This is a genomic window from Hydromonas duriensis (genome assembly GCF_004363775.1).
Lineage (GTDB): Bacteria > Pseudomonadota > Gammaproteobacteria > Burkholderiales > Burkholderiaceae > Hydromonas > Hydromonas duriensis.
This window is the reverse complement of sequence record NZ_SNZE01000013.1, coordinates 1-19,368: the sequence shown is the minus strand read 5'-3', so window position 1 is coordinate 19,368 and position 19,368 is coordinate 1. Positions and strand designations below refer to the sequence as shown.

Sequence of the window (19,368 nt, the reverse complement as noted above, 5' to 3'; positions counted from 1 at the left end):
TCAAGTTATTTTAAAATCGCGGAAAAATATCTTTTTTCCGCGATTTTTTCAGTTTCTAGTTTTTACTTTCTAGTTCGTCTGCGAGGTTTTTTAGTTGACGAGCTGTTTTTCTCAACGGGGCTGTTGTTTTTACTCTGGGTTCGCTTGCGTGAGTTATTTTGATGTGCCGATGTGTCTAATAAGAAATCCACTCGGCGTGTGTCAGAATCAACCGCAGCAATCTTCACTTTGACCGTGTCTTGCAAGCGGTAGCGAGTACCCGATGCGCGCCCAATAAGGCTATGACTGACTTCATCAAATTCAAAATAATCTTGCCCCAACTCGGAAATATGAATTAAACCGTCAACGTACATATCATCTAAAGTAACAAATGCCCCAAAATTAGTCACTGATGAAACATGCCCAGACAAAGTTTCACCAATAAATTGTTTCATATACTCGCATTTGAGCCAAGCGGTGACATCACGCGAAGCCTCATCTGCTCGGCGTTCGCACATTGATGTATGCTCACCTAGGCTACTCCAGAGATGGTGAATATTGTCGTTTTTGCTTGTATTGGCATTTTTTTCATCTGTTTTAACAACATCCCGTTTTTTACGATTGTCTTCGAGCAGAGAGACTTTATCGGTCATCGGCATGTAATGCTGGTTGTTCAAAATTGCTTTGATGGTTCGATGGACGAGCAAGTCAGGGTAACGACGAATCGGTGAGGTGAAATGCGTGTATGCAGAGAAAGCCAAGCCGAAGTGCCCCAAGTTGTCAGGTGTGTAGATGGCCTGTTGCATTGAACGTAACATCAATGTTTGTAAGACCGACGCATCGGGCCGACCATGTACCTGTTGCATGACATTTGCATAGTCTTTGGGTTGCGGTTTTTCGCCGCCTTGTAACGACAAACCTGCCGCTTTTAAACTGCGACGCAGTGCTTCAAGTTTTTCTGGGGTCGGGCCTTCATGGACGCGATACAAACAAGTTCGCTCACAGGTGCTGATAAACTCTGCTGCACAGACATTGGCAGCCAGCATACATTCTTCAATTAAGCGGTGAGCATCATTGCGTGTGCGCGGCAATATTTGTGTAATTTTGCCTTTTTCATCTGCGACAATATACGTTTCTACTGTTTCAAACTCCATCGCACCGCGTTTTGTTCGGGCGTCGAGAAACAGTTTAAAAAGAGAATATAGGTCGCTAATATGAGTGCACAATTCAGGGAACTGCTCTGCTAGTACGCCCGTACCCTCATCAAGGTATTGCCATACTTGATTGTATGTTAGGCGAGCTGCGGAGTGCATAACTGCTTCGTAAAATTGATAGGCAGTGATGTCCCCCGCTAAGTCAACCACCATGTCACACACCATACACAAGCGTTCAACATGTGGGTTAAGTGAGCATAAGCCGTTCGAGAGCTTCTCTGGCAACATCGGCACAACGCGCCTTGGGAAGTAGACGCTGGTCGCACGTGTGAGCGCGTCTTCGTTGAGCGGGGTTTTATCTTTGACGTAGTGACTGACATCCGCAATCGCGACCAGCAGCCGATATCCAACGGTTTTTTTACCCTCCAAAATGGGTTCGCAATACACCGCGTCGTCAAAGTCGCGCGCATCTTCACCGTCAATGGTCACCAACGGTACATCGCGTAAATCGATACGCCCTTTATACTCATCAGGACTCACAGAGTCGGCCAGCTTGGCGACTTGATTGTCTGTGGCGGTGGAAAATACATGCGGCACATCGAATTTGCGAACTGCAATTTCAATTTCCATGCCTGCATCGTCCGAGTTGCCCAACACCTCAACCACTTGGCCTGTAGGCATACTGAAACCATCGCCATAATTTTTTAGTGTGACAACAACAATTTGATTGACCAATGCCCCCATTAAATCGTCGGCACTCACTAAAATATCTGAACGCAGGCGAACATCATCAGGGCTAACAAGCCATACGCCGTTTTCAGACAGTAAACGACCCACCACTTGACTTGATTTACGATGGACAACCTCAACCACCTCACCCTCGCGCTTACCATTGCGAGCAGTACCAGTGATTCGCACGGTCACCGTGTCTCCATGCCAAGCCCCGTGCATCTGACGCTCAGGTAAGAATACATCCTCACCCGAATCATTACTGACAAAACCGTAACCATCTTTATGTGTTTGTAAAATGCCAGAGACTAAAGCTTGGTCCGAAAGCGGAGCGTATGAGCCTTTAGGCATCATTTTAATGTCACCCGCCAAGCTCATTTGGTCAAGCACCTCTTGCAAGGCAGACACCTGTGTGGGGGAAACATCTAGCTCTTGCGCCAATTGGATGGTGTTTAAAGGTTTTTTATAGAGAACGGCGTGCGCATGGATGACATTAAAAATCGTGCTGCGTGAAGGTAAAGCCACCAACTGAGTAGGGCGCATCTTTTGACGAGAAACAACGCTCGAGGTTGGTTTTACTTTGCTTTTTGCTTCTGCGCGTGGTTTCAATAACGCAGGTGTTTGACTTGTCTTTGCGTTTGAACGTTTTTTTGTCGTCGAACGCAATTTGACTTTTTCGTTGTTTTGGGACGTTGTTTTGGCTGTATCGCCATCTTTTTTTGTTCTTTTCACTGTGCTTTTACTGTTTTGATTTGACAAAATATTTAAACCCTATAAAATGGCAACCTTGCATTTTTAGTGTTTTTTGATTTAAAAAGTACAAAAAATGACGTAAGCTGCGCGCAGAAACGATATGTTTTTACTGCGGTGGTTCTAAGATACATGAATTCGGTTAAATAGGTGTAAAAAAACGCAAAAATCCTTGTTTAATCTAATTTAAAAAGCCCAGATGGCGGAATTGGTAGACGCACATGGTTCAGGTCCATGCGGTGGCAACACTGTGGAGGTTCGAGTCCTCTTCTGGGCACCACAAAACAAAAATCCCAGTCTTTTGACTGGGATTTTTCTATTTCAACCCATTTCAACTTAACGCTCAACCTCTTGTTTTATATGGGTTTCGGCGGTTTTCTCAAAAATTACTCATTTCTTTTCATTTCAAAAAGCAGCTTTACAACGCTTAAAAAATTGTATAGCATTTTGTATAGCGTAATTTATCAAACGGAATGAAATAATGAGTCAAATTCCCCCACCCAAACGACAAGCGCGTAAGGTACTCACTGACTTGGTTGTCAGGCAAGCCAAACCTCGACCCAAACCCCATTTCATTTCAGACGGTGACCCTCATTACAGGGGGCTGTATCTTTTAGTACTACCCAATGGACTCAAGCAATGGCGTCATCGCTACACCTACCGTGGAAAAGCCTGCATGGAAGGACTAGGCGCATACCCGCACACAAGCCTAAGCGAAGCACGAGCCAAGCTACTCCACTCCAAAGCGCAGCTCAAAAAAGACGAAAACCCCACCGAAATCAAGCGGCTACTCAAACAAAACCAACTCATAGCCGCCTCCAACACCTTTGAGCGCATCGCCTCAAAATGGTTTGAATGGCGCAAAAAGAAAAAAGACTTAGACGAGCGCAATGCCCTCAAGATTTGGGCCTCACTCGAAAAGCATGCATTTCCGCTCTTGGGTCACAAAGCGATAGCCGACATAAAGCCCCATCACATTCTAGAGTTAATCGAAAGAATGCAAAACAAAGGAATAGGCGACCAAACCATTCGAGTATTTCAGCGCATACGCGACGTATTCAACTACGCCATCGCCACCATGCTGTTAGAAGTCAACCCCACACACAGCATCAACACCGACATCATCATCAAAACCAAGACCAAGCACCACCCAGCACTGCCACTCGACTGGATCGGACGATTTCTCAAAGACATCGACCAATCCAAAGCCTCACTCAACACCAAAGTCGCCATACGCATGCAAATTCTCACGGGCGTAAGAACCACGGAACTACGAGGCGCCATGTGGGACGAAATAGACCTAGACAAAGCCATTTGGACCATACCCACCGAACGCAAAGCCGTCAATCGAACAGGTGGTGGTATGAAAATGCGACAACAACACCTCATCCCGCTCTCACGTCAACTCGTACACATCCTAAAAGAACTCAAAGCCAAGCGCAAAGTCACCTCCGAATTTCTGTTTCACGCGCCCAACGATCTCAACAAATGCATGAGCGATGTCGCCATCAGCAAACTGATGAAAGACTTGGGCTACGACGGCAACCATCCAGACAAACCACATGCAGTACCACATGGTTTTAGAACCACCCTAAAGATGACCGCACTACTGAGCAAACAATTTGAGCCACGAGCCATAGAATTTCAACTGGCCCACATCAATAAAAACGCAGTAGAAGCCGCCTATGAAGACCCCAGCTTATTCTACGAAGAACGCACAAGAATTTGTCAATGGTACTCAGACACCATTGAAGCGGCGATAAAAGAACAACTGTTCATAGCTTAAACCATCAAAAAAAGACAGAAAAAATGAAATCCTCATCACCTTAAAAAACCATTCTAAAATTCCTTGACAACAATCACAAACGGCGTATTATTGTGGATGCATTTATATGCACACGCCTCGCGTGTTGATTAGTGCCTTACTCGACTAATCACATTGTTGACGCTCTATGTTTTTACAGGTCATTGATTCTGAACCATTGGTTTGTTGGCTACAAAATTAAGACCCTTTAAATAGCAGCCATTAGAGATGATTATGTTTATTTCAACAATGCTAAGGCTTAAATTAGACTATTCCTAATTGAAAAAAAATTACTTCGAAAAAACTGGTTCGATGTAATTTAATCGATATGTCTTTTGCTAAAGAACTTTGCTTGGCAAAGGATATATGAACAGCATCCATGTATGCGAAAAACGGTTAGTGCCTTACTCGACTAATCTCATCGTGTGGCTCTCTATGTTTTAAGAGGTTCTTAAATTTAGCCCCTTAAATCGCACTTAATAGAGACTTTTGTTTTGTCATCACGGTGCATAGGCTTACTCCTTTCCCTAATCTACGATGGAATCAGTTGCCGCGTAGGTACAGTATGAGATTTGGTTTTTTGTGCTTCGACCAAATTTATCATCATTCTCCGAAACAGCCTTCGAGGAATAGATCTCGAAGCTAAGCGATGTTTTTGGTTTGTTGTACTTTGTACTTAAACCAAATTTATTGCATATCTCCTGTCTACCGATTTGGTTTAGGCAATGACAGAACTCGTCTGTAAGAAACCCTTGTGATTCCAACTGACGCCAGATTCTGTTTGCCTGAAAGGCATTGCTTTTGTTGTTTTAAAAGGCGCTCGAATTAAACCGAGCATCTTATGGTTCAACCTGCGTGTTCCGAACCATTTAAAACAAAGGCATTCAATCCCTTATCGGTCAACAGCACTTCCTATTTATACGAATGGATAACCAGCAAATAGATGCTTGGTTAATGTACCGCCCTGTGCGCACGGATTGGACAAGCTTAAGCGCGATGTGCGCCATGCGGTACAACAGAAAGGTTGAGCCGTCGTCATAGCGACACACCAATCTGCGATAGGCGATAAATAGTCAAGCAACACATATGGAATAAACAGAAGCACCAATTGAAACAGAACTTAGGGGCTCAACTGAGTTGAGTCGAACTTAACCTGATTAGGATTATGAAATGAAAAACATTAATCAAGACTTATTGTCAACATTCAATCATGCGCCAGATGACGCACTGGTCAAGATAGCCACGGTCCAGCTTGTATGGGGCGGCATTGCCAAATGCACGGTATGGCGCTATCGAGCAAAAGCGATTATTCCCAACCCTGTCGTACAAGCCCCAGGGGGCACCAATTTTTGGCGAGTAGGGGATTTAAGAGCGGCATTAAAACAAATGGGAGGACACTCATGAAAAGCATCAATGATTTCAAAACTGCCATGCAAGCCCATGGTTACCAAGGGTCACAGCCAATTGCCGATGGCAAGATTCATCGCGCCCCTGCGCAAGGCGACCGTTCAACAGAAACAAGCTGGTGGTACATCCTGTTCGCCAACAGCAATCTACTGATTGGCGAATTTGGCAACTGGAGAACGGGTTTACATGACAAATGGACCTCAAAAGACCTGAACCGCTTAAGTGCAGACGAACGCACGGCATTAGACCACGCCACACGTCAGGCACACAAAGCCCGAGAAACCGCCCAAGCCGCGCTTCAGCGCGACTGTCGGCTCAAAGCCATTCAACTATGGAAGGACGCACCAATGGCCACACCCCATCACCCCTACCTAAAAAGAAAAGGCATCCAAGCATTTGGCTGCAAGCAATTTGGGCGCACAGACACCCTCATTGTCCCTGTTTGGGATGGAGCCACAAAAGCAGAACAACCTGTATTAGCAGGTTTGCAATTCATCCGAGCCGATGGCACAAAGAAGTTCATGACAGGCACTCAGAAAAAAGGCGGTTACTACACCATAGGAAACACACGCAGCGACATCCAAGTCATTTGTGAAGGATACGCCACAGGTGCGAGTATTGCCCAAGCCACAGGCTACAAAGTCACCATTGCATTTGATGCAGGCAACCTATTGGCCGTAGCGCAACACATGGCCTCTGAAGCGACAACCGCCTCACACATCATTATTGCAGGAGACAATGACATGTGGAGCCATCACAACATCGGACTAGAAAAAGCTCGAGCAGCCTCACAAGCGATTGGTGCGCGTTTAGCGATGCCTGATTTTACAGGTTTAAACACAGCCCAAAAGCCAACAGACTTCAACGACCTACACCAACTCGCGGGCCTAGAAGAAGTGGCTCGACAAATCATGCTCGCCGTCCCCACGCCAGAACCTGAGCCGCCGCACAACATCGCGCACAGCGCAACACAAGCGGTCACAAACAGAGCATTTGGAGTCGAAACCGTCAGCCTAGACCAAATCAAAATGGAACCCATAGATTGGCTAATGCACAACTGGCTCCCCCTCGGCAAATTGACACTACTCGCAGGTCAAGCAGGCACAGGTAAAACGCAACTCGCCATCAGCCTCGCCTCCATGCTATCAGCGGGCCGAAGTTTACCTGATGGCACGACACATCCGCCACTCAACACACTCATGTGGACGGGAGAAGACGACATCGCCACCGTCATCACCCCGAGGTTCAAAGCCGCCCACGCCCAAATGGAACGGATACACCTAGTCCAAGGCGTCAAAGACGCCAAAGGGCAACAGCGACCATTTGACTTTGCACTCGACTTGCCCAGTTTAAAAGAACGGGCACTAGAGATAGGCGACATCGGCTTAATGATTATTGACCCCCTGGTCTCGGTTGTCGCTGGAGACAGCAACAAAGCCAGTGACGTGCGAGCGGGACTACACCCCATCGTCGACATGGCCCACACATTAAATTGTGCGATTCTAGGCATTACCCACTATCGCAAAGGCAATTTGTCGAACAACGTATCCGACGACGTACTGGGGAGTCAAGCATATATCGCCGTGCCACGGGTTGCTTGGGGCACCAAACGCAAGGACAACGACAACACCTGCGTGGTCGCCATCATAAAAAACAACCTAGCACCTGTTATGGGTGGTTATGAATACGAGATTGAGTCACAAGTGTTGACCAACGACTCAGGTCCTGACATCACCACCTCACGAATAGCATGGGGTGAATATCGGGCAGAAACAGCCAATCAGCTATTCAAAGAGCTGAGCGGCGAAGACAACGATGTCATGTCTGAGTCATCAAAGTTTCTGATTGAACTGCTCAAAGACGGCACCAGTCGCAAGGTCAGTGAAATCAAGCAGCTGATCGAAGAGCGACCGACGATGAGCTGGCGCAGTGTAGAGCGCTCAGCGAATGCCTTAAAAGTTGCACGGGTACGGACCCACAGCTTTCCAAGTGAAACATTCTGGTCGCTCCCGCCGATATCGCCCTATTTGGTTAAACAAATAGCCTAGTGGCGGGACTGGCAAGTGTGGCAAGACTGGCAAATGTGGCGGGACTGGCGCAACTGGTGAAACAGTCTATTTATCGGCGTTTCAGCCGATTTTAGAACAACAGTCAATACAGTTGTGCCAGTCTCGCCAGTTGTGCCAAGCATCGACATCAGTCTTGTCGCAAACTCACCCGCCGTGTAACGGTGGCATCGCGTTCAGCGAAGCCATCCTGAGCCCTTGGCGAAGGACGCGGGGGGAGCCGAAGCCGATGGGCCAGCAGCTTTGTGTTGTTTACAAAGCGTCGCGCAGACCAAGATTCGCCCAAGCGAATCGGTCGGGTTTGGGGGGCAAAGCCCCGCACCCAGTCCGAGGTTTTACGGACGGGCAAAGCGGTTGGCTGTGTGGCGTCCAGCCACAGTCTGAAGCACAGCGAAAGACCCCCTGGTGTTCCCGTATGGCGGGAGGGGCAGCAAAGCGGTTTGCCCGTCCGTGAGTTTCATCACGGACAAGGGTGCCCCGAGGGCTGGATGCAGCCCGCTGGAGCGGCGATTAAGACGCGTAAGGCAACAAACGCTGAGCATGTTTGGCGTCCAGCCAAACAAGTGAGAATGCCCGCCCTAGCGGCGCGCAGCGAATTCTTACGGTGAACAGAGGTTGGCGCAGTGGTGACGGCTCCACGTAGCACATCCAAGGCGAAGGGTTGACCCAAATCCTTGGCATTGGCTGCCAGCAGACATCCAAGCTCAAATCCAAGTATAGGCTTGGATTTGGAAGCCTGCTTAACGCTTGGGTGAGGCTTGGATTTAGCATGACTTTGAATCTTATTTTTAAATTGAATCTATTGAACCTATTAAAGGAGTTTCTGATGAATACAGTTTTAACACAAGGTGTTTCAAACATAAAACGTTTAGATGGCTTAAATATTAAACACACACGCATGGTCCGTCTATTTAAAACCATTCACCGTTTGCGTTGGGTCACTGCTGAACATGTGGCTATTTTAGAATACAGCAATCAGCTGTCATCCATCAATTCAGCACGAAAGTGGCTCAAGAAGAACTTGGATGATGGCTACTTGATTGAACGTCAAATCATTGGCTTTGGACGGGCGTTTGTATTATCCAAGTTAGCGGTTGATTTTATGGCACCAGAAAACGAGAGTGAGATTCGCTCGGGCAAAGATTGGGGTAAATTTAACAAGGGCGTGTGGATGCCTACCCAGACATGGCGGCACGAATACATCACAAATCTATTCGCAGCCACTATGTTGTCTCAAGGGCATGAGATTATCACTGAATATGAAATCCGCAAAGCCAACCCCAAGCTGAAGAAGATTCCTGATTTATTGTTATATCGTTATTCGGTCGATTTAGAACAAACCGTTTGGCATGCGGTAGAAGTTGAGCAATACAGAAAGTCATCTAAGCACATGCAAGCCATGGTGGCCTCACTTTATCGTGTTGCGCAAGGTCAGTCTAAACTCCAAGCACCCAGTGGTGCGGAGATACACCTGCGCCAATCAGTGATTGTGGCGATGGGAAATGACACGGACGAACGAGGCTATCAATTAAATCACCGCTCACGGATTTTAAACGCTGTTGATTTATACCGTGATGGCCTTTATAAACGCTTGAGCTTCGATGTTGAGTATTTTGAATTGTATCCAGACCTGGGAGTTTCCAGTGATTGTTTTTTAGGGTACTCAACTCTTGAGTTTAATCGTGGGGCTAAGTTACTCGATTGGCTGGAGCAGTCATGCGGCGAGTTGTTTCTTTATGATTTTAATGTCAGCCCCGATGGGTTCAGTGAGATTCATCGTGCGTTCGGCGGTCAAACTGAAATGTTGTTAAGTGTGTGTGGTGGTCACTGGCGGTTCATTCGGCGGCATTACGATGCGAACTACTCGTTCACTTACGATTATGAGGATGAGGTCTTGGCCGAAGGCAAAGCCTTGACTTATCAGATGGCGAGTGAAGAGGCGATTCAACGGTTAAAGCAGCAGTTCAGAATATATTACGACCATTCAACGCCTGTTGATTTAGAGTTGGAAAGAGCGTTATCTGCGCTGTCTGTGCTGAGATAATATCGTGCTGTAAACCGAGCGCCCCATGCAGGTGGGCGCTCGGTATTAAATGGTGGTTTTAGACGATGAAATAAGAAGAGAAGCATAGGCAAGAACAGTTTTAGATGGGCGATAAATTAAGGAAAATTGTATTTAGATGGTACATAATAACGGCCCAATGACCTAATAACCCAATCAAACTCACTCAGCCCATGTTAAAAAATAAATTAAATACACTGTTTATCGCTTTATTCATCTCGCACACGTCATACGCAAATGCACAATCAAGCGTTGCCCTCAATAAATCTGTAATTGTCAAAATTGGCAGTGCAGCTCCGAAATCAGGTGAAATATCCCATCTCGGTATAGATAACGAAAATGGAGTTCGACTTGCAATTGACGAAATCAATGCTAGAGGTGATTTAAAGATTGGCGGAAACAGAATTCATCTGGTCATGGTTGGCAAAGACGATGCTGCAGATCCAGAACATGCAGTGCTTATTGCTCAAAAGCTTGTTGATTCAGGCGTTGTTGGGGTTGTGGGGCATTTAAATTCAGGTGTATCCATCCCCGCTAACAGCGTGTATGCCGAAGCTGGAATCGTTCAGGTTTCGCCCTCATCAACCAACCCTGATTACACTTTGAAAAGCAAAAAGACCGTTGATGGAAACGTCAGTGCCTATCGTGTCGTTGCCAATGATGCTCAACAAGCGCCTGCCTTAGCCAAATACTTAAAAAGCATTGGTGGTAAATCCGTTGTTATTTTGGGTGATGGGACACAATATGGTGAAGGCTTTGCAAATGGATTTGAAGAGTCCGCTCAACAGCAAGGGATGAATGTCATCGCACAAGAAAGTGTTACAGATAAGACGGAGGATTTTAGGGGGCTATTGACAAAAATAAAGGCGATGAATCCCGATTACATTGTTTGGGGCGGTATGGATAATCAAGCCGCGCTTCTAGCGAAGCAAATGAAACAATTGGGCATGACAACATCACTGGCTTCTGGTGATGGGGCGTGTACCGAAAAATTCATAGAATTAGCAGGTAAATCGAGCGAAGGCATGATATGCACTTATGCAGGTGAACCACTAATGGCTTTTAACGAGAGGGGGCTTCGCTTTATCCAAAAATATGAAAAGCGATTCTCAGGTCTACGTGTACAAATTTATGCGCCCTATGCTTATGATGCGACCTATGCCATTGTTCAAGCCATGCAGCTTGCAGATTCGATTGATAAAAAGGCAATTCTAGAAGCGATGCCACGAGTTGATTTTGAAGGGGTAACAGGTCGTATAAGATTTGATGCTAATGGCGACACCAAAAATGGTGGCATTACCATTAATCAAGTACGCAACAAAAAACTAGACTATGTCAAAAGTGTTTATCTAAATGACGATTAATTTGTGGCCTGTCAAGAACCATAGTGCTACTTAGGTCTGACGAAGCTAAAAGGAATGTTAATTTTAAAGTGCAATTGATTTAATCGTATAAGGAGTGTTACATGCGTTCACATGAAATAGATTACAAGATTTTGGGCGAAGATATCCAAATCGTCGAAATTGAACTAGACCCACAAGAAACGGTCATTGCCGAAGCAGGCTCAATGTTGTTCATGGAAGAGGGAATTACCTTCGAAACCAAAATGGGGGATGGCTCACAATCCAACCAAAGTACGTGGGACAAGATTTTTCAGGCGGGAACACGGGTGTTGATGGGTGAATCATTGTTCATGACGCATTTCACGAATCAAGGTGGCAAAAAAGCGAAGGTCGCATTTGCAGCGCCATACCCAGGCACAATTAGACCCGTTGATTTAAGCCAAATCAATGGCAATACATTAATAGTCCAAAAAGATGCGTTTTTGTGCGCGGCATTAGGCACGAGCATTTCAATTCACTTAAACCGCCGTTTTGGCTCAGGTCTGTTTGGCGGAGAAGGCTTTATCCTCGAAAAAATTCAAGGCGACGGTATGGCCTTTATTCATTCTGGCGGCGTGGTCATTGAGCGTCAATTGAATAATGAAACATTGAGAGTTGACACAGGCTGCGTGGTCGCGTTTGAGCCTCAGCTAAGTTTTGATATTGAAAAATCAGGCAGTTTAAAATCAATGGTATTTGGTGGCGAAGGTTTGTTTTTAGCAACATTACGTGGCACGGGCAAGGTATGGATACAATCCTTACCGATTTCTAAGCTCATAGCTAGACTATCACCGATGAGTGAAAATGCAGGTTCAGAGAGTGGTTCAGTACTCGGTTCACTTGGGAGCATCTTTAAAGACTGAGCACGTTAGTGTTGTGTTCATAGTTCCAGAGCTCCCCGAGCTACAATTTTGTTAAAATGCGCGATAACATACAATAACCAACAGGAAACCGAGCATGATTACGGGTGAAATAAAAAGCCAAGTCGATAGAATTTGGGAAGCATTTTGGACGGGTGGTATTTCTAATCCATTGACCGTGATTGAGCAATTTACATACTTGCTATTTTTACGTCGTTTAGATGAAGTCCAGTTGCGCGAAGAAGCCAAAATCAACTTGATTGGTGGAGAACTCAAGAATCCGAGTTACACTCCAGAACAAGCGATTTTTCGCTGGAGTAAATTCAGTGAGCTAGACCCAGAGAGCATGTTTGCCCTGTTTACCCAGCCCCAAGCCAAAATAGATAACCTCACAGTCTTCGAGCACATGAAGCAACTGGGCGAGCGCAAAAAAGAAGCAGACAGCCCAGAAGTCGGCATTTTTGCACAATTCATGCAAGGAGCCACCTTCATGATTCAAACGCCGCGCCTGCTTGATCAAGTGGTGCAAATGATCGCCGCGATTAAAATGGACGACCGCGACACCAAAGGTGATTTGTACGAATATTTACTCTCCAAAATCGCCACGGCAAAGCTCAACGGTCAGTTTCGCACACCGCGCCACATCATCCGCATGATGGTCGAAATGATGCAACCGACCCAGACCGACACCATTTGCGATCCATCGTGTGGTTCGGCAGGTTTCTTGGTCGGCGCGGGCGAATACATCCATACGCATCACAAAGACTGGTTTCACGACAAAACCTTCAACGCACATTACAACCAAGACATGTTCACTGGCATCGAGTTTGACCAGACCATGTTGCGTATTGGTGCCATGAACTTGCAACTGCACGGCATCGAATCCCCCAAACTCATCGCCAAAGACGCACTGTCCGAAGCCAACGCCGACCAACGCGAACTGTACAGCCTTATTCTAGCCAATCCACCTTTCAAAGGTTCGCTCGACTACGATAGCGTCGAATCGAGCTTACTCAACACGGTGAAAACCAAAAAAACCGAGCTGCTTTTCCTCGCGCTCATACTGCGCATGCTCAAAATCGGCGGTCGTTGCGCCGTTATTGTGCCTGACGGCGTTTTATTCGGCGCATTCAACGCGCACAAGCAGTTGCGTGAACAACTGCTCGCCCACAACAAACTCGACGCCGTGATTTCAATGCCCAGCGGCGTGTTCAAGCCCTATGCGGGCGTCAGTACCGCCGTGCTGATTTTCACCAAAACGGGCAGCGCCGACACCGATAATGTTTGGTTCTACGACATGCAGGCCGACGGCTACAGTCTGGACGATAAACGCGCTGTCGTCAGCGAGGACAACATCCCCGACATCATCAGCCGCTTTAAAACGCGACTGGACGCCAACAGCGCCGAAGTCACTCGCACGCGTACCGAACAAAGCTTCTTCGTGCCGTACGCCGAAATTAAAGCCAACGACTGGGATTTGTCGATAAATCGTTATAGACAAGTCGTGTACGAAACGGTGGAGCATGCGAAACCTGCGGATATCATTGCGCAGATTGAGAAACTTGATGCTGAACGAACGCAAGCCTTGACGGTGTTGAAAGGGTTGCTGAATGCTTAAAAGTACTCGCATATATATCAGGCTCATTGATTGCTTCGTCAGTAAAACTGGCCGAAACGGCGTTATAAGATTGGTTTGGAGTTTTAATGAGTAAATATAACCTTGTTCAAAACTTAGAGTATTTAAAAAAATTACCACCAGGATGGGCTGTTTGTATTTTTAATGAGGTAGTAAAAGACTGCTCGGCAGGAAATAAAAAAACTTTATCTTCTGATTTTTTAAGTGAAGGCAGCTATCCTATTGTAGACCAAAGTAAAGAGTTAATTGCTGGGTACACTAACGATATGTCTTTACTTGTTAACTCAGAGCCCCCTAATATAATTTTTGGAGACCATACAAGAATATTTAAGTACATAGCATTCCCATTTGCAATGGGTGCCGATGGAATAAAAATTCTGAAACCGAAACAAACAACTAAGTTGGTTGAGAAGTATCTCTACTACTTTTTTTTGACGCTACACATCCCAAATACAGGGTATAACAGGCATTTTAAATATCTTAAAAAAGTTAAAGTTCCTCTTCCTACTTATGCCGAGCAAGAAAAAATCGCCCGTATTTTGGATGTGGCGGATGATTTGCGCCAAAAAGACCAGCAGCTCATCGACCATTACACCGCGCTGGGCCAAGCCTTATTTATTAAGATGTTTGGTGAACCAGTGGCAAATTCGATGGCTTGGGAGCGAATTGAGCTTCGTAATGCTGGCACTCTTGATAGAGGGAAGTCTAAACACCGCCCAAGAAACGCACCAGAACTGTTAGGTGGCAGTCATCCACTAATTCAAACGGGTGATGTTGCTAACTGTCAAGGTTATATTCGCGAGTACAAGGCCACGTATTCTGATTTTGGCCTCAAGCAAAGTAGGAAATGGCCTAAAGGTACTTTGTGTATTACCATTGCTGCAAATATAGCCAAAACTGGGATATTAACTTTTGACGCTTGCTTCCCAGATAGCGTAGTTGGGTTTACTAGCAATTCCAAATCAAATGTTGAATATGTTAGGTATTGGCTTTCCTTTATTCAAAAAATCCTTGAGGACTCTGCTCCTATGGCGGCTCAGAAAAATATTAATTTAAAGATTTTGAAGGAGTTAGAGATGCCTCTTCCTCCGATAGCGTTACAAAACCAATTCGCCGAGCGCATAGCGCTCATCGAGGCGCAGAAACAGCAAGCCCAAGCCAGCTTGGCACAGTCGCAAGCGTTGTTTGACAGTTTGCTGCACCGTGCGTTTACTGGGGAACTGACCGCATAAGGGTTTTACCATGAGTAATTTTGCTTTTATCCAAATCGATTTTCCGACGCTGCATGATGAAGCGGCGCAGGCGGAGCAGTTGGCGCGGGTCGCGCCCGCGGCGGCGGCGATGTTGTGCCGCGTCAGTTTGGAAAAAGCGGTGAATTGGTTGTACGACCATGACAGTAAACTCGTGCGCCCGTGGCGGGCAGATTTGAATACGCTGTTGCATGAGCCGAGTTTTCAAAACTTGTTTAGCCCAGCCATGTTCCGTGAAATCAATTTGATTCGCAAGACGGGCAATATCGCGGCGCATGGTGACGCGGTGGTGTTTGATGATGTGTTGGCGATGCTGAAATATTTGTTTCGGTTTTTGCGCTTCGTGGCGATTTATTACGGCAAGACGCGCTTGCCTGAGCAGGTGTTTGATGAGTCGTTGTTGACTGATTTAGCGCGAGCGAGTGGCTCACCCGCTACTACAAGTGATGCTGATGCGCTGGTTCGCGAATTGGAGGCGAAAAATGCTGCGTTGCGCGAGGCTGAGGATGAGAATCGCAAGTTGATTGAGAGTAATGCGACCTTGTTGGCTGAGTTGAATGCGCAAAAATCTCAGCATTCAGCCGAACGTGTCTTGCGGATGCAGGCTTTCGCGGTTGAGGTCGCGGTGCCGCCGAATATTAGCGAGGCGGAAACCCGCCGCCGTTACATTGATATTTCTTTACGGGAATGTGGCTGGAACCATCTGGTCGATGGGCGTGATAAAGAATATCCTGTGACTGGTATGCCGACCAGCACGAATCCGAGTGGTAAAGGTTTTGTTGATTATGTGCTCTGGGGGGATGATGGCTTGCCTTTGGCGGTGGTTGAGGCGAAGAAGTCAATGGTGGATGCTCGGCAGGGACGTGAGCAGGCGAAGCTGTACGCGGATAGCTTGCAGGCGATGCACGGTCAGCGCCCGATTATTTTTTATACCAATGGTTTCGAGACGTATTTGTGGGATGACGCATTTTACCCAGAGCGTCAGGTGCAGGGGTTTTATACCAAGTCTGAATTGCAATTAATGCTTGACCGACGCGGTGGTGCTGGTGTGAATGGCTATAACGGCACAGCGCGACTGGACTTGCGTGAGTTTCGTGTGAATGAGGCGATTGCAGGACGACCGTATCAAATTGAAGCTGTTAAACGGGTCGCGGAGACCTTTGTGACCACCAACCAGTCAGGCCAGTTGCGTGGACGCGGGCGTAAAGCTTTGTTGGTGATGGCGACGGGTAGCGGCAAAACACGTACCGCCGCCGCAATTGTTGATATGCTGATGCAGAGTCGTTGGGTGAAGCGGGTGTTGTTTTTGGCCGATAGAAATGCGCTGGTGACTCAGGCGAAAAATGCGTTTAATGAGTATTTGCCGCAATTGTCTGCGATTGATTTAACCTGTGAAGCTGAGGATGTGGGCACACGATTGGTGTTTTCAACTTATCCGACGATGCTCAACCGCATTGACCATGTGAATGAGGGCGAGCGTTTTTATGGTGTTGGGCATTTTGATTTAATCATTGTCGATGAGGCGCATCGTTCGGTTTACCAAAAATACAAAGCGATTTTTGACTATTTTGATGCCTTGCTGGTTGGTTTGACTGCGACGCCGAAGACGGCGGTCGATCGCAATACATATGAGTTGTTTGGCATTGAAGACCATAATCCAACTTTTGCATATGAGTTAGATAAAGCGGTTGAGGAGGGCTTCTTAGTTCCTCCTAAAGCCATTAGCGTGCCGATTAAGTTTCCGCGCGATGGTATTAAGTATGGGGATTTGTCCGCTGAGGAAAAGGAAGAGTGGGAGGAGAAATTCGGTGACCCAACGGTAGACTCTGCTCCTGACGAAATTGGTGGTGCAGCGCTGAATGAGTGGCTGTTTAACACGGATACGGTGGACAAGGTGCTGGCGCATTTGATGTCTAGTGGGATTAAAGTGCAGGGGGGGGATCGGTTAGGTAAAACCATTATCTTTGCGAAAAGTCACAGGCACGCTGAGTTTATCCGTGAACGTTTTGATGTGAATTATCCTGAATATTCGGGCAGTTTTATGAGTGTGATTGATAATTACGAAAGCAAGGCGCAAAGTTTATTAACTAAATTTACCAATAAGCATGCCGATAGCGACCCGCAAATAGCGGTGTCTGTGGATATGATGGATACAGGTGTGGATGCGGTGCGCGTTGTGAATTTGGTTTTCTTTAAGCTGGTTCGCTCGTCAACGAAGTTTTGGCAAATGGTTGGGCGAGGTACTCGGCCATGTCCAAACTTGTTTGGCAAAGATATGGATAAAACAGAGTTTGTGATTTTTGATTATTGCGGTAATTTGGAGTACTTTGATGCGAACCCAGAAGGGGTTGAGTCCAAGGCTGTTCGAGGCTTGAGCCAGCAAACATTTGAGGTGAAGTTGGAGCTTGCGTTGTTGATTCGAGGGCGAGTGGATAGCAATGATGAGGAACGCGCTTTGGCTGAGGCGTTCATCAATGAGCTTCACGCAACTGTGAAACTGTTTGACCGAAACCGAGCAGCCGTTCGAATGAAACTGCGTCGTGTAGAAGAGTACAGTGATGCTACACGTTGGCAAAATCTTTCTCGCTCTGATATGCAAGACATCAATAGCGAGCTGTCTAATTTAGTACTCCCCATTGCGAAAGAGGATGAGTTGGCGCGCCGTTTTGATGTGTTGATTTTGAATTATCAGTTGGCCTTGTTTTCAAATGCACACAGTTCGAAGTATCAAAATCAAATCCGTGGTGTTGCACATGCACTTCTCAAAAAACAGAACATTCCAGCCGTCGCAAAACAAGTGCCGATGTTGACTCAATTGCAGCAGGATGATTTTTGGCAATCTGTGAATGTGGTGGGTCTCGAGCCTGTGCGTTTGTCTTTGCGTGATTTGATGAAGTATTTGGATACCGAAAGTCAGGATGTAATTTACACACATTTTGAAGACACTTTGAATGTTGATGAAGCGAAAGAATTTGATCTAGTCAAGTCATCAGGGCAGTTGAAAAGCTACAAAGAGCGCGTAGAGTCTTATGTGCGTAACAATAGCCACCACCTTGTGATTCGCCGATTGCAGACCAATAAGCCAATTTCTCGTACTGAAATTGATACCTTAGAAAAGATTTTGTTTGAAGGCGATTTGGGTACGCGGGAGGATTATGCTCGTGTGTATGGTGAGAAGCCGCTGGGCGTTTTTATTCGTAACATTGTCGGGTTAGATGTGAATGCTGCTCAAGCAGTATTTGCAGAGTTTATCCAAGCTGGTCATCTATCCGCTGACCAAATGACTTTTATTAATAACATTATTAGATACCTAACTATTAATGGGGTGATTGATAAGAATATGCTTTTTACGCCGCCATTTACTGATTTGAATGATCAAGGTCTGCTTGGTGTGTTTGATGAAATACAGTCTAAAATGATTTTAGATTTGCTTAGCCAAGTGAGCGAGAATGCGATAACGGCATAATTTAATTTACGTTTTATGATTATTTAGGGGTTTTTTGTGAGTATTTGCATTGCAAACTCTCACCAGTTGCTCAATTTTATTTATCCGAGTATTTACCAACTATTTATCAAAACAAAGTCATGAGTTCACCCAAACAACCTGCCAAACCAGCGGCACGTAAACCCAAGAAGTTCACCCCCATTCACCAATGGACACCCGAGCACATTGCCTTGCTCGGACAAAAGACTGACACCGAAGTGGCCGCCCTATTGGGGCTGTCCAAAGCACAAGTACAACACAAACGCAGTTTACTGGGCATCCCACCCTTACACCAACGCAACAAAGTCAACTGGACACCCGCACAACTCGCCGCCCTCGGCACCATGTCCGACGTAGCCCTGTCCAAACAAATAGGCATCTCCATCGACAACATAGGCTACATGCGCCAAAAGCTTGGCATCCCCGTCGCTCAAAACTACCGACAGAAACAAGTTCAACTCATCATCGAAAGGGTGCAACGCATCTGCGCCGACAAAGGCGGCCTCCTACTCGACGGCCCCGAGAACTACACAGGCTACGGTGGTAAACTCTTGGTTCGCTGCGACAAAGGCCACCAGTTTCGAGCCACCTCACAAAGCCTCTTCTCAGGCCAATGGTGCATGAAATGCTCACGCATCAATAGACGCTTATACAGCCTCATTGACCTACAAACCTTCGCCCAAAAGCGAGGCGGACGCTGTCTAAGTCAGCACTACAGCGCAGCAGAGAACAATCCGCCTGAATGGGAATGTCATCGGGGCCATCGCTGGCGTGAGCAGTTCAATTATGTCCAACGACTGGTCAA

11 protein-coding genes, 1 tRNA gene and 1 pseudogene are annotated in these 19,368 nt (G+C 46.5%); 12 read left to right on the top strand and 1 reads right to left on the bottom strand.

The features are described from left to right. Positions 1–62: 62 nt before the first annotated feature. A complete protein-coding gene (gene rnr, locus DFR44_RS06990) occupies positions 63–2,594 on the bottom strand; it encodes a ribonuclease R (RefSeq protein ID WP_133620503.1) in 2,532 nt (843 codons plus the stop codon). 211 nt (positions 2,595–2,805) lie between these two features. Between rnr and DFR44_RS06985 the strand changes: the two genes are divergently transcribed. From DFR44_RS06985 to DFR44_RS06935, 12 genes and pseudogenes are all read left to right on the top strand, one after another. Then, positions 2,806–2,892 (top strand) — tRNA-Leu (locus DFR44_RS06985). Positions 2,893–3,093: 201 nt separating this feature from the next. Beyond that, a complete protein-coding gene (locus DFR44_RS06980) occupies positions 3,094–4,398 on the top strand; it encodes a tyrosine-type recombinase/integrase (RefSeq protein WP_133620502.1) in 1,305 nt (434 codons plus the stop codon). 1,188 nt (positions 4,399–5,586) lie between these two features. After that, the gene (locus DFR44_RS11420) at positions 5,587–5,820 is read left to right on the top strand and encodes a transcriptional regulator (RefSeq protein WP_162845196.1); all 234 of its coding nucleotides are present in this window, start codon (positions 5,587–5,589) and stop codon (positions 5,818–5,820) included. Beyond that, positions 5,817–7,871: an AAA family ATPase gene (locus tag DFR44_RS06975; RefSeq protein ID WP_162845195.1), complete on the top strand. Its 2,055-nt coding sequence runs from the start codon at positions 5,817–5,819 to the stop codon at positions 7,869–7,871. Before DFR44_RS11420 ends, DFR44_RS06975 begins: the two co-directional genes overlap by 4 nt. A gap of 266 nt (positions 7,872–8,137) precedes the next feature. Continuing rightward, positions 8,138–8,497 (top strand): hypothetical protein, encoded by a 360-nt coding sequence (locus DFR44_RS06970; RefSeq protein WP_133620500.1) that lies wholly within the window; start codon positions 8,138–8,140, stop codon positions 8,495–8,497. Between the two features lie 218 nt (positions 8,498–8,715). Further along, positions 8,716–9,933 (top strand): hypothetical protein, encoded by a 1,218-nt coding sequence (locus DFR44_RS06965; RefSeq protein ID WP_133620499.1) that lies wholly within the window; start codon positions 8,716–8,718, stop codon positions 9,931–9,933. 191 nt (positions 9,934–10,124) lie between these two features. Then, positions 10,125–11,315, top strand: coding sequence for a branched-chain amino acid ABC transporter substrate-binding protein (locus DFR44_RS06960; protein ID WP_133620498.1), 1,191 nt, complete (start codon positions 10,125–10,127; stop codon positions 11,313–11,315). A 101-nt stretch (positions 11,316–11,416) separates the two neighbouring features. Continuing rightward, positions 11,417–12,196 carry a TIGR00266 family protein gene (locus tag DFR44_RS06955; RefSeq protein WP_133620497.1) on the top strand — a complete coding sequence of 260 codons (780 nt, stop codon included), beginning with the start codon at positions 11,417–11,419 and terminating at the stop codon, positions 12,194–12,196. 94 nt (positions 12,197–12,290) lie between these two features. After that, entirely contained in the window at positions 12,291–13,811 is a 1,521-nt protein-coding gene (locus DFR44_RS06950) for a type I restriction-modification system subunit M (protein WP_133620496.1), read from the top strand. Between the two features lie 86 nt (positions 13,812–13,897). Next, on the top strand, positions 13,898–15,061 hold the full coding sequence (locus DFR44_RS06945) for a restriction endonuclease subunit S (RefSeq protein ID WP_133620495.1): 1,164 nt from the start codon (positions 13,898–13,900) through the stop codon (positions 15,059–15,061). A 10-nt stretch (positions 15,062–15,071) separates the two neighbouring features. Then, positions 15,072–18,545: a DEAD/DEAH box helicase family protein gene (locus tag DFR44_RS06940; protein ID WP_133620494.1), complete on the top strand. Its 3,474-nt coding sequence runs from the start codon at positions 15,072–15,074 to the stop codon at positions 18,543–18,545. Between the two features lie 119 nt (positions 18,546–18,664). Beyond that, positions 18,665–19,368, top strand: a pseudogene (locus tag DFR44_RS06935) (hypothetical protein); the annotation flags it as partial.

Coding starts and splice junctions, on each gene's coding strand:
- DFR44_RS06980 (WP_133620502.1), top strand. CDS start 3,094: ATGAGTCAAATTCCCCCACCCAAACGACAAGCGCGTAAGGTACTCACT.
- DFR44_RS11420 (WP_162845196.1), top strand. CDS start 5,587: ATGAAAAACATTAATCAAGACTTATTGTCAACATTCAATCATGCGCCA.
- DFR44_RS06975 (WP_162845195.1), top strand. CDS start 5,817: ATGAAAAGCATCAATGATTTCAAAACTGCCATGCAAGCCCATGGTTAC.
- DFR44_RS06965 (WP_133620499.1), top strand. CDS start 8,716: ATGAATACAGTTTTAACACAAGGTGTTTCAAACATAAAACGTTTAGAT.
- DFR44_RS06960 (WP_133620498.1), top strand. CDS start 10,125: ATGTTAAAAAATAAATTAAATACACTGTTTATCGCTTTATTCATCTCG.
- DFR44_RS06955 (WP_133620497.1), top strand. CDS start 11,417: ATGCGTTCACATGAAATAGATTACAAGATTTTGGGCGAAGATATCCAA.
- DFR44_RS06950 (WP_133620496.1), top strand. CDS start 12,291: ATGATTACGGGTGAAATAAAAAGCCAAGTCGATAGAATTTGGGAAGCA.
- DFR44_RS06945 (WP_133620495.1), top strand. CDS start 13,898: ATGAGTAAATATAACCTTGTTCAAAACTTAGAGTATTTAAAAAAATTA.
- DFR44_RS06940 (WP_133620494.1), top strand. CDS start 15,072: ATGAGTAATTTTGCTTTTATCCAAATCGATTTTCCGACGCTGCATGAT.